The organism is Bacillus sp. FSL K6-1218 (genome assembly GCF_038006445.1).
Lineage (GTDB): Bacteria > Bacillota > Bacilli > Bacillales > Bacillaceae_G > Bacillus_A > Bacillus_A thuringiensis_S.
Window position 1 is genome coordinate 4,048,635 of sequence record NZ_JBBOVE010000001.1, and the last position, 12,133, is coordinate 4,060,767.

Genomic DNA, 12,133 nt, shown 5'->3' on the forward strand with positions numbered 1-12,133 from the left:
TGTTATTACGCCTCCATTACTAATAATTGTGGGTCATTCAATAGACGTTTAATTTGGTTTAACGCTTTTTGAGCAGTTGCGCCGTCAATTAAACGATGGTCAAAGCTTAGAGATAATGCTAATACTGGAGCTGCAACGATTTCACCATTTTTCACAACTGGTTTTTCAGCGATACGGCCGATACCAAGGATTGCTACTTCTGGGTGATTGATAACTGGAGTGAACCATTGTCCACCTGCAGAACCAATGTTTGTAATTGTGCAAGAAGCACCTTTCATTTCAGTTGGAGCTAGACGACCTTCACGTGCTTTACCAGCAAGATCATTGATCTCGTTAGAAATAGTGAAGATAGACTTGCGATCTGTATCTTTAACAACTGGTACTAATAGACCTTTGTCTGTATCAGCTGCGATACCGATGTTGAAGTAATGTTTATGAACTACTTCTTGAGATGCATCGTCTAAAGAAGTGTTTAACATTGGGTATTCACGTAATGCAGATGTTAAAGCTTTAACAACGTATGGAAGGTAAGTTAATTTAATACCTTTGTCAGCTGCTACTGCTTTGAACTTCTTACGGTGAGCAACAAGCTCAGTTACATCAACTTCATCCATTAATGTTACGTGAGGAGCTGTATGCTTAGAGTTAACCATTGCTTTCGCAATCGCTTTACGGATACCACTCATTTTCTCACGAGTTTCTGGATATTCACCAGCTGGAATTGGTTGTGCTTTTGGTGCTTCTTCTTTCGCTGCTGCTGGAGTAGCTTCTACTGCTGCTGGAGCCTCAGTTGCTGCTACAGTTTGTCCACCATTTGCAAATGCATCGATGTCAGCTTTTACGATACGGCCATTCTTACCAGTACCAGCTACTTTATGAATGTCTACACCTTTTTCACGAGCGTATTTACGAACAGATGGCATAGCGATTACGCGCTCATTTACTACTTCTGCAGTTGCTGCTGGAGTAGCTTCCGCTGCTGGAGCTTCTACTGCTGCTTCTTCAGCTTTTGGAGCTTCATCATGATCGTCACCTTTAAATTTAAGGTTTTCGTATCCAGGAGCATCAAATTTAATTAATGTATCTCCTACGATTGCAACTGTTCCTTCTTCTACAAGTACTTCAAGTACTTTACCTTTAACAGGAGAAGGGATTTCTACTACTGCTTTATCATTTTGTACTTCAAGAAGTACATCGTCTTCGTTTACTTCATCGCCTGGTTTAATAAACCATTTTACGATTTCACCTTCGTGGATACCTTCACCGATATCTGGTAGTTTAAATTCAAATGCCACGGAATTCAGCCCCCTGATTCATTTCATTATTATGGAATATGTACAAAAGAAACCAGCATGTGCTGATTTCTTTTGCACATGAAAAGCTAAAAATTAGAAGTTCATTACTTTGTTTACAGCTTCAACAATATCTTTGTGGTTTGGTAACCATACGCTCTCTGCTTGAGAGAATGGGAATACTGTGTCAGCAGCTGCAACACGTACAACTGGAGCTTCTAAGTTTAAGATTGCACGGTCGTTAATTTCCGCTACAACGTTAGCTGCAATACCAGCTTGTTTTTGAGCTTCTTGAACTACAACTACGCGACCTGTTTTTTCAACAGAAGCGATGATTGTTTCAATATCTAATGGTTGAACTGTACGTAAGTCAACAACCTCTAAAGAGATACCTTCTTTTTCAAGTTCTTCAGCAGCTTTTAATGCAGCGTGAACCATAGCACCGTAAGCGATAACAGATACATCTGTACCTTCACGTTTGATATCAGCTTTACCTAAATCAATTGTGTATTCGCCTTCTGGTACATCTTGACGGAATGAACGATACAATTTCATATGCTCTAAGTAGATTACTGGATCGTTGTCACGAATCGCAGAGATTAAAAGACCTTTAGCATCGTATGGAGTAGATGGAATAACAACTTTTAGACCAGGTTGTTGAGCCACTAATCCTTCTAAGCTATCAGCATGTAGTTCAGGAGTATGAACACCACCACCGAATGGAGAACGAACTGTTACTGGAGCAGTCCAACGTCCACCAGAACGGTAACGCATACGAGCCAATTGACCAGAAATTGAATCCATTACTTCAAAAACGAAACCGAAGAATTGGATTTCTGGAACTGGACGGAATCCTTCAAGTGCAAGACCAACTGCAAGTCCACCAATACCAGACTCTGCAAGTGGAGTATCCATTACACGATCTTCACCAAATTCAGCTTGTAAACCTTCAGTAGCACGGAATACACCGCCGTTTACACCAACGTCTTCACCAAATACAAGTACGTTAGGATCATTTTTCATTTCAACGCGTAAAGCATCAGTGATTGCTTGAATCATTGTCATTTGAGCCATGGCTTACTTCGACTCCTTTTCTTTGTAGATTTCATATTGTTCAGCTAAGTTGTAAGGCATTTTTTCGTACATGATTTCCATTAAATCAGTTACTTTTTGTTTTGGAGCTTGGTCAGCCTTAGCAATTGCTTGTTTGATGTCTTCTTTTGCTTCTTCGATTACTGTCTCTTCAACTTCTTGAGACCATAGGCCTTTAGCTTCTAAGAACTTACGGAAGCGTACGATTGGGTCTTTTTGTTCCCATTCGTTTTCGATATCTTTTGTACGGTAACGAGTTGGGTCATCACCAGCCATTGTATGTGGACCGTAACGGAATGTTAAAGTCTCGATTAAAGTAGGGCCTTCGCCATTTACTGCGCGCTCACGAGCGAAAGCAGTTGCTGCATATACAGCTAATGGATCCATACCGTCTACTTGAATTCCGTAAATACCTGCTGCTACTGCTTTTTGTGCTACAGTTTTAGCTGCAGATTGCTTTTCTACTGGAGTAGAGATTGCATAACGGTTGTTTTGAACAACGAAGATCGCTGGAGCTTTGAATGCACCTGCAAAGTTCATACCTTCGTAGAAGTCACCTTGTGAAGCACCACCGTCACCAGTGTAAGTAATTGCAACAGATTTTTTACCACGTAGTTTCATACCTAACGCAACACCAGCAGTTTGGATGATTTGCGCACCGATAATGATTTGTGGAGCTAATGCATTTACATTCTCAGGCATTTGGTTACCCATGAAGTGTCCACGAGAGAATAAGAATGCTTGGTATAATGGTAATCCGTGCCATACTAATTGTGGTACATCACGGTATCCTGGTAAGATGAAGTCTTCTGCTTCAAGTGCGAAATGACTCGCTAATTGAGAAGCTTCTTGTCCAGCTGTAGGTGCGTAAAAACCTAAACGTCCTTGACGGTTTAAAGAAATAGAACGTTGATCTAATACGCGAGTATACACCATACGACGCATTAATTCTTTTAATTGATCATCAGATAATTCAGGCATAGCTGCTTCATTCACAACTTCACCGTTTTCATTTAAAATTTGTAATGTTTCAAATTGAGCTGCGATAGCTTTCATTTGCTCATCAACATTAAATAGGGTCTTTTTTGTTTTAGTACCCATTCCGTTCACCTCTTCCTCTCTTGAACCATATTCTGAAACGCTTTCACTGGCTATTTTCCAGTTTAAAAAGCGCAACGATGTAAACCAACATGTTTGTCTGTCGGTTGAGAATAATTTTGTGTACCTAACAATCTGTACTAATGTTTTTTCAGAAACATATTAATACAATCTTGATCACGTTTTTTAGTTTACAACTATTCTAATTACGATGTCAATTACTTTGAATACGTTTTTTTATAAATAATATGCAGGTTTCTACTACACAAACGTGTTTTTATTTTTTACATCTGTATTAGTAAGCATTGACCTACTGTTATATTATTCCCTTTTTCACTTATTTTTTCTCTTAGAATAATATGTAAACGATTTAATTCTCTTTAGTTTTTCTCTCTTCGTAACAAAAATATACAAACTACTCTTCCTTTTTTAGGTAAATACCTATACATTCCTACCCTCTCTTCCATACATTATAATAACCGCAGTATTAGCGGGAAATGATAAAGGAGGTCATCTCATGTACGGATACTCATATTGCTATCCAACTTGTTCATATCCTTCCTACGGTTATGGCGGTTCTTGTGGCGGATCTGGACGCGGCTTCGCCTTAATCGTTGTGTTGTTTATTCTTTTAATTATCGTTGGTGCTGCTTGCATTCGCTAATGTAAAACGAAACAACTATGGAAAGAAAAAGACGGCTTTGCCGTCTTTTTCTTTTTATTACATACATAACTACTCTATAATAGAACGATTTCCAAAATGCCTTCCCTTTCTTGCCGATGACTTTTTCCATCTCCTTTGGTAGACTAAAGAGGAAAGGAGAGATTACATATGCTTACAATGAAAGATGTTATTCGCGAAGGAGATCCTATTTTGCGCAACGTTGCAGAAGAGGTGTCATTACCGGCAAGCGAAGAAGATACAACTACCTTAAAAGAAATGATTGAATTTGTAATAAATAGCCAAGATCCTGAAATGGCTGAAAAATATAGTTTACGCCCTGGAATCGGATTAGCGGCTCCGCAAATCGGTGTTTCAAAAAAAATGATTGCAGTTCATGTAACCGATGCGGACGGTACATTATATAGCCATGCATTATTCAATCCAAAAATCATTAGCCATTCTGTTGAACGTACATATTTACAGGGCGGTGAAGGCTGTCTATCTGTAGACCGCGAAGTACCTGGTTATGTTCCTCGTTATACAAGAATTACAGTAAAAGCAACTTCTATTAACGGGGAAGAAGTAAAATTACGTTTAAAAGGTTTACCAGCAATCGTATTCCAGCACGAGATTGACCATTTAAATGGCGTTATGTTCTATGACCATATTAATAAAGAAAATCCATTTGTCGCTCCTGATGATTCCAAACCTCTAGAGCGATAATAATAAAGTGAAACTTTAATCAGTGGGGGTTTTGTTCATCCCCCACTGATTATTAGCCCTCACCAATCGGGCTTTTACGGGCAGCAGCCCCCCCACCTAACTTCTTTGCTTTCGCTGAATTTTGAGGTGGGGGTCTTACTACCCGGCAAATAGCGGGATAAAAAGGCGGAAGTTAATCTTCCGCCTTTTTATTATGAAATGGGTTCCATATTCACTTACAGCAATCCAGCCCACTTTAGTCCATGATATATACCGTCTTCACTAACGTCCTTTGTCACATGATTTGCAAGTTTTTTCAAGTCTTCATGGCCATTTCCCATCACAATACCTGTGCCAACGGCTTCGATCATTTCTAAATCATTTAAGCCATCTCCAAATGCATACACTTGATTACGATTAAAACCTAACTTTTCAATATATTTCTCAATTCCTTTTGCCTTAGAACCACCATTCGGAATGATATCCATTGAATATGCATGCCAACGAATAAAATGAAAATCTGGATAATGATTAATAAACTTTTCCTCTTCATTTACTTCACAAAAAAGTAGTGTTTGATAAATATTACGTTCCTCATAAAAATTAGGCTCATATGCGGGATGCTCGAAGTTTAAGCTTCCAAAGCCTTCTTTCACATAATCATGATATTCCACTGATGCTCTCATATCTTGATGGTCAAGGTATACAAGTGGATATCCTTCTTGTTTTGCAAACTGAGTAAACTTATGTAAAGCATCTGGATGTAACGGATTATTAAATATTACCTCATCTTCAAAGACAACATATTGTCCATTAAAACTAACATAATTATGTATATTAAGTTCCTTGCGAATATCTTCGAACATAAATGGCGCGCGCCCTGTCGCAATTGCTACATGTACACCTTTTTCTTGTAACTGTTTTACTGCATCTCGTGTAGATTGCGGAATTTTTTTATCATGATCTAATAATGTTCCATCAATATCAAAAAAAACAATTTTATCATTCATTTGTCAAAATCCTTTCTGGCACTCTATATTCCTATTTTGAATATCGCTTTTCAAATTCTAAAAAAAAGTATAACATATTAAACATCTGTGAAGAAAGCGTTCCCTTTCTGACCTTATTTATAAACTTTGCATATATATATTAGTAAAACATGTGGATACTTGTTCGGATGAATTTTCTTTTCCATTCTTCCTCATACTATACCTATAACTAACGGCTACTAATCGTTACTATAGAATAACTTTCACTGTATGGGAAAGGACAAGATTCACCATTCACTTTTGTCCTATCTCTTATATCAGAGATAGAGTTTTCACTAGTAATAGGCATGTTTAAAATAAGGAAAGGAAGGAGTAATCATGCTGAAGAAGCTGAAGAAAAAGCTCAAGCGTTATTTAAACGGTCTAGTCCGTAAAAAGACAATCGCTTAACTTGTGCCCATTTCGGGCTTTTTCTTCATTCTCATTCGAAAAAACATGAAAATCGTGACTGTTTGCTTTATAATAAGTAACAGATAATGCAAAACATAGACAAGGAGAGGTTTTCCAAATGATTTTTAAAGTATTTTATCAAGAAAAATTAACTGAGGTTCCAGTACGTGAAAATACAAAAGTTTTATATTTAGAGGCTACGTCTGAAAAAGATGTTCGTACAAAATTAAATAAGTTCGCATATAATATCGAGTTTGTTCAGTCTGTTACTGGCGCTCATCTTGAATATGAAAAAGAAAACGCTGATTTAACATTAGCGGAAATCGTATAGCGATATGAAATTTCTAAAAAACGACCAAGTTGCTGTATTTGCTCTCGGTGGGCTTGGTGAAATCGGTAAAAATACATACGCTGTTCAATTTCAAGATGAAATTATTATAATTGATGCTGGAATTAAATTTCCAGAGGACGAACTCCTCGGAATCGATTATGTAATACCAGACTACACTTATTTTGTGCGAAACGAAGATAAAATTAAAGGGTTATTCATTACACATGGTCACGAAGATCATATCGGCGGAATTCCTTATCTATTACGTCAAGTGAACATTCCGATTTACGGCGGAAAATTAGCAATTGCACTCATCAAAAATAAATTAGAAGAACACGGCTTACTTCGTAAAGCAAAACTTTACGAAATTCAAGAAGATGACGTTATTAAATTCAAAAAAACGTCTGTATCCTTCTTCCGTACAACTCACAGTATTCCAGATTCGTACGGCGTTGTTGTGAAAACACCTCAAGGTCAAGTTGTTCATACAGGTGATTTCAAATTTGATTTCACACCAGTTGGTGAACCAGCTGATTTAACAAAAATGGCTGAAATCGGTAAAGATGGCGTGCTATGTCTATTATCTGATAGTACGAACAGTGAAGTTCCAAACTTTACTATGTCTGAGCGTCGCGTTGGTGATAGCATTCAAGACATTTTCCGTAAAGTAGACGGACGGATTATATTCGCAACCTTTGCATCAAATATTCACCGCTTACAACAAGTTATTGAAGCTGCTGTTGAAAACAACCGTAAAGTAGCTGTGTTTGGTCGAAGTATGGAAGCAGCGATTGAAATCGGACAAAACCTTGGTTATATTCGTTGCCCGAAAGATACATTCATAGATGCATCTCAACTAAACCGCTTACCAGCTAATAAAGTTGTTATTTTATGTACAGGTAGTCAAGGTGAACCGATGGCAGCACTTTCACGTATTGCAAACGGTACACACCGCCAAATTCAAATTATTCCTGGAGATACAGTTGTGTTCTCTTCTTCACCAATTCCAGGAAATACAATTAGCGTAAGTCGTACAATTAACATGTTGTACCGCGCTGGCGCTGATGTAATTCACGGGAAACTTTCAAATATCCATACAAGTGGACACGGTGGGCAAGAAGAACAAAAGTTAATGTTACGTCTAATTAAACCGAAGTACTTCATGCCAATTCATGGTGAATATCGTATGCAGCGTATGCATATGAACATAGCAAATGATTGTGGTATCCCTGAAGAAAATTGCTTCATTATGGATAATGGCGATGTTCTTGCTTTACGTTCGGATGAAGCTAGCGTAGCTGGAAAAATCCCATCTGGTTCGGTCTACATTGATGGAAACGGTATTGGAGATATCGGCAATATCGTATTACGAGATCGTCGTATCCTTTCTGAAGAAGGACTTGTAATTGTAGTTGTAAGCATTGATATGAAAGAATTTAAAGTTGCAGCAGGACCTGATATCATCTCACGCGGTTTCGTTTACATGCGTGAAAGCAGTGATTTAATCAATGATGCACAAACATTAATTACAACTCATTTAGAAAAAGTAATGGAGCGTAAAACAACACAATGGTCTGAAATTAAAAATGAAATTACAGACACATTAGCTCCATTCCTATATGAGAAAACGAAACGCCGTCCAATGATTTTACCAATCATTATGGAAATATAAGAAAAAGGACAATGCTATGAAGGCATTGTCCTTTTCTTTTCTCTTATCTTAAAAAGTGTTTAAATCGATCCACTTCATCGTCATGACCAATGACAATTAATATATCTCCTGCTTGAATATTCTCCGTAGCCCGAGGGGATACGATAACTTCTTTACCTCGTTTAATTGCTACAATATTCAATCCAAACTTCGCACGAATATCTAATTCAATTAAAGAGTGCCCATCAATTTTTTTATTCGCAATAATCTCTACAATACTATGCTCATCTGAAAGCTCAAGGTAATCTAACACATTGCTTGATGCAATATTATTAGCAATCCTTTTTCCCATATCACGTTCTGGATGCACAATATGATCTGCACCTATTTTACTTAACACTTTTTCATGATAATCATTTTGAGCTTTTACAGTAATATTTTTTACACCCAACTCTTTCAAAATCAAAGTCGTTAAAATACTTGAATTTAAATTATCTCCAATAGCAACGACTACATGATCAAAATTTCGAATACCAAGGCTTTTTAATACCATCTCATCTGTTGAATCTGCAATTACAGCATGCGAAGCTATATTTGCAAATTCATTAATTTTATCCTCATCTGAATCGATTGCCATTACTTCCATACCTAATTGAGCTAGTTCTCGGCAAATACTTCCACCAAAGCGACCAAGTCCAATGACAGCAAATTCTTTTTCTTTCTCACCCACAGGAATTCCTCCAATAACTTCAAGTACTATTTATTTTCAGTGTAACACACTTTATATGCGTCACAAAAACTGTAATTAGCTCTTATTTTTGTTTTTGTATATAAAAATATTGTTGCAAGTAAAAAGCGATACCAACAAGTAACATAGCAAATACAAATATATTTCCAAACGAACTAAATGTTTCAAAAACGAATAATAATGTTTCTTGACCAAAAAAGGCAAATAGCAGCTGTGTGAATGCAAATAACAACGCCCATATGTAATGATGTTGATGAAATAAATAATGCGTTGCACCTAAAAAAGCAATAAACGAAAAGATAAAGATCCACCAATTTTCTAAAAATAGTTGCCAATTAGTAAATTGATATCCATTTACTAATATCGCAATAAGCGCGATAACTGCCATCGTCGGCACACTCCAAAATAATGCCCGTCCTCTAAAGAAACGAGTGCCTTTAACATCTCCTTTTTCATGTGCAATATATGTTAGTACTACTGTGCTTATATACAAAACAGAAAGAATTGTTAAAACGATAATGAGCCAAAAATGTAATTGATAATATTCATGTTCTATATTTGTCACGATTGCAGCTAACATACACGGAATTAACATTCCCGTCCAACCATCTACTTTTCTTTCATTCCAAAAGACCGTATTACCAATCCTTATTCCTAACAGCATAAAAATAATGATACCCAATACAAATAACGTAGTTTTATTCCCTACTAAACTCGTTGAGAAAGCAATTAATCCAATAAATAAAAAGAGCACAAACCCATTCATAATTTCTAGTACAGGTGATAAATATCTCTTCACCCATTTGTATGTTTCGTCATATTCATTATTATCTACTAGACGATAGGCATAAAAACTTATCCCAAAATAAACCGCCGCAATAATAACATACGCATATAAGACGAAACATAAAATCGCACTGCTAATTTGCACGTAATTCCCCACCCTTTTTTCTATGTTTCACATTGATTTTACACACTTTTCATACTAAAAGTAAACATATATAAGTTAGTCAAATAATTAATAATGAGCAGTGGCTAAAAACCCCCTGCTCATTATTAAAACAGTCCAATTAACTTTATTCTTTCATTTGTATGTAAATGTCTAAAATCAATCTATACGAGCGTTACTTACACCTCAGAACAAAAAAATTTTGGAAACTTCAAGAAAGCGGAAGTTTTATTTTCTATTCCCTTTCCACTTTACATATTGGCTTAAAAATGTAATTGCCTTTTCAATCACTTCTTCATCTGGCTTTAATTTCGCATGATGTAAACCATATTCTGAATTTACTCCAAGCCAAAACATAAATCCAGGGATTTCTCGAAGCATATAACCAAAATCTTCACCTGTCATTGCCTCAGTACATGTAATAACATTCATATCTGTTTGTTTATGTACAAATTGCATAAACTCTCTCGTTAACTCTTCATGGTTATATACTTGATGATACATTGCTCCGTAATCTATAATCGCCTCACACTGGAAAGAAGCTTCGATACCTGCAACAATTGCCTCAATTCTGCTTTTCACACGCTTCATTGATTCTACTGATAATGTTCGAATCGTTCCTTCTAAACGAGATTTTTCTGCAATAATATTTTGAACCGTACCACCTGTAATTTTCCCGATTGTAATTACTGCACTATCAAGAGGATTTACATTGCGACTAATAACGGATTGAAGCTGTGTAACAAGATGACTCGCTGCAACAATCATATCATTTGCAGTATGCGGATAGGCAGCATGGCCACCTTTCCCTTTTAAATCAATATATAATTCTGAAGTATTGGCAAATAACAGTCCTTCTTTCGTTGCAATTGTCCCTACAGCGTATTCTGGTGCAATATGAAGACCAAGAATTATATTTGGTTTCCATCCTTTTAACTCTTCACTTTCTAACATAGGAAGAGCACCGCCTGGTCCTTCTTCTGCTGGCTGGAATAGAAATACAAGGTCATCATCTATTCTTTCGCTCACAGCTTTCGTTAGAAGGCCTAAACCGATTGTTGTATGTACATCATGGCCACATGCATGCATCATTCCTTCATGAATAGAAGCAAACTCATATCCAGTTTCCTCTGTAATTGGTAAACCGTCTATATCTGCACGATAACCTATTATTTTTTCTGGATTTTTTCCATTTACTTTAACGATTACACCCGTTTTCCATGTCTTCACTTCCACAAATTCATGAGAAAGCGTTCCTATATAATCTAAAATATACTGTTGTGTTTTCCACTCCTTAAATCCGATTTCTGGAATTCTATGTAGATCTCTACGAATTTGGACAAATTTGCTTACTGTCATTTTTGCACCTCTATCTATAAAAAGCGTAAGAGCCCATTTACGCTCTTACGCTTTTTTGCTTTTTATTTCTCTGGGTTTAATTGACGAAGCTCTTGTTTAATTTCTGTTTTTGCTTTTGTCTTCTCATCAATTTCTTTAATTACACGTGCTGGAGTACCTGCAACAACTGTGTATGGAGGCACATCTTCTGTTACAACAGCTCCCGCTGCTACAACTGCACCTTTACCTACTGTAACACCCTCTAAAACAACTACGTTTGCACCGATTACTACATCATCTTCAACGATAACTGGTTTCGCAGAAGGTGGCTCAATAACACCTGCAAGTACAGCACCTGCACCTACGTGACAGTTTTTACCGACTGTTGCACGTCCACCAAGTACTGCGTTCATGTCGATCATAGAACCTTCACCAATTACAGCACCAATGTTAATTGTTGCATTCATCATAATTACAGCGTTGTCACCAATTTCAACATGGTCACGAATAATAGCACCTGGCTCGATGCGAGCTTTAATACCTTTTAAATCAAGCATTGGGATTGCAGAATTACGACGATCGTTTTCTACAACGTAGTCAACGATGTGCTTATTATTCTCATCAAGAATTGTCTTAATTTCAGACCATTCTCCGAATAATACACCTGATTTTTTATTCACAAATGCTTGTACTGTTTCAGGGAATGTTACTTCTTTTAAATCCCCTTTTATGTATACCTTTACAGGAGTTTTCTTTTCACTTTTTTGAATAAACGAAATAATTTCGTTAGCGTCCATCATTTTCATTCTTGTTGCCTCCTAAATCCATT

At 36.8% G+C, this 12,133-nt stretch carries 12 protein-coding genes; 4 read left to right on the plus strand and 8 right to left on the minus strand.

Annotated elements, in window-relative coordinates; translation table 11 throughout:
* Positions 1-5: 5 nt before the first annotated feature.
* From pdhC to pdhA, 3 genes are all read right to left on the minus strand, one after another.
* Positions 6-1,295, minus strand: coding sequence for a pyruvate dehydrogenase complex dihydrolipoyllysine-residue acetyltransferase (pdhC, locus tag MHI26_RS20485; protein ID WP_000863420.1), 1,290 nt, complete (start codon positions 1,293-1,295; stop codon positions 6-8).
* A gap of 93 nt (positions 1,296-1,388) precedes the next feature.
* Positions 1,389-2,366: a pyruvate dehydrogenase complex E1 component subunit beta gene (gene pdhB / locus MHI26_RS20490; protein WP_000068163.1), complete on the minus strand. Its 978-nt coding sequence runs from the start codon at positions 2,364-2,366 to the stop codon at positions 1,389-1,391.
* Positions 2,367-2,369: 3 nt separating this feature from the next.
* Positions 2,370-3,485 carry a pyruvate dehydrogenase E1 component subunit alpha gene (gene pdhA / locus MHI26_RS20495; RefSeq protein ID WP_000536895.1) on the minus strand — a complete coding sequence of 372 codons (1,116 nt, stop codon included), beginning with the start codon at positions 3,483-3,485 and terminating at the stop codon, positions 2,370-2,372.
* 514 nt (positions 3,486-3,999) lie between these two features.
* On the opposite strand from pdhA, the gene MHI26_RS20500 reads away from it, so the two are divergent.
* Together MHI26_RS20500 and def are read left to right on the plus strand one after the other, a co-directional pair.
* Complete coding sequence (locus tag MHI26_RS20500) at positions 4,000-4,146, plus strand: YjcZ family sporulation protein (protein WP_000274562.1); 147 nt, start codon at positions 4,000-4,002, stop codon at positions 4,144-4,146.
* A 168-nt stretch (positions 4,147-4,314) separates the two neighbouring features.
* Entirely contained in the window at positions 4,315-4,869 is a 555-nt protein-coding gene (gene def / locus MHI26_RS20505) for a peptide deformylase (protein ID WP_000957050.1), read from the plus strand.
* A gap of 215 nt (positions 4,870-5,084) precedes the next feature.
* Here the strand turns inward: def and MHI26_RS20510 are convergent, their stop codons facing one another.
* Complete coding sequence (locus MHI26_RS20510) at positions 5,085-5,858, minus strand: Cof-type HAD-IIB family hydrolase (RefSeq protein ID WP_000998276.1); 774 nt, start codon at positions 5,856-5,858, stop codon at positions 5,085-5,087.
* 547 nt (positions 5,859-6,405) lie between these two features.
* Between MHI26_RS20510 and MHI26_RS20515 the strand changes: the two genes are divergently transcribed.
* Positions 6,406-6,618 carry a DNA-dependent RNA polymerase subunit epsilon gene (locus tag MHI26_RS20515; RefSeq protein WP_000576435.1) on the plus strand — a complete coding sequence of 71 codons (213 nt, stop codon included), beginning with the start codon at positions 6,406-6,408 and terminating at the stop codon, positions 6,616-6,618.
* A gap of 4 nt (positions 6,619-6,622) precedes the next feature.
* A complete protein-coding gene (gene rnjA / locus MHI26_RS20520) occupies positions 6,623-8,290 on the plus strand; it encodes a ribonuclease J1 (RefSeq protein WP_000670375.1) in 1,668 nt (555 codons plus the stop codon).
* A 43-nt stretch (positions 8,291-8,333) separates the two neighbouring features.
* On the opposite strand, the gene MHI26_RS20525 is transcribed toward rnjA, so the two are convergent.
* The 4 genes from MHI26_RS20525 to dapD all read right to left on the minus strand — a co-directional run bounded on the left by MHI26_RS20525 (position 8,334) and on the right by dapD (position 12,110).
* A complete protein-coding gene (locus MHI26_RS20525; RefSeq protein WP_000504032.1) occupies positions 8,334-8,999 on the minus strand; it encodes a potassium channel family protein in 666 nt (221 codons plus the stop codon).
* Positions 9,000-9,081: 82 nt separating this feature from the next.
* Positions 9,082-9,948, minus strand: coding sequence for a cytochrome c oxidase assembly protein (locus MHI26_RS20530; RefSeq protein ID WP_001167323.1), 867 nt, complete (start codon positions 9,946-9,948; stop codon positions 9,082-9,084).
* Between the two features lie 246 nt (positions 9,949-10,194).
* On the minus strand, positions 10,195-11,325 hold the full coding sequence (locus MHI26_RS20535) for an N-acetyldiaminopimelate deacetylase (RefSeq protein WP_061666351.1): 1,131 nt from the start codon (positions 11,323-11,325) through the stop codon (positions 10,195-10,197).
* A 62-nt stretch (positions 11,326-11,387) separates the two neighbouring features.
* On the minus strand, positions 11,388-12,110 hold the full coding sequence (gene dapD / locus MHI26_RS20540; RefSeq protein WP_000783241.1) for a 2,3,4,5-tetrahydropyridine-2,6-dicarboxylate N-acetyltransferase: 723 nt from the start codon (positions 12,108-12,110) through the stop codon (positions 11,388-11,390).
* Positions 12,111-12,133: the final 23 nt, after the last annotated feature.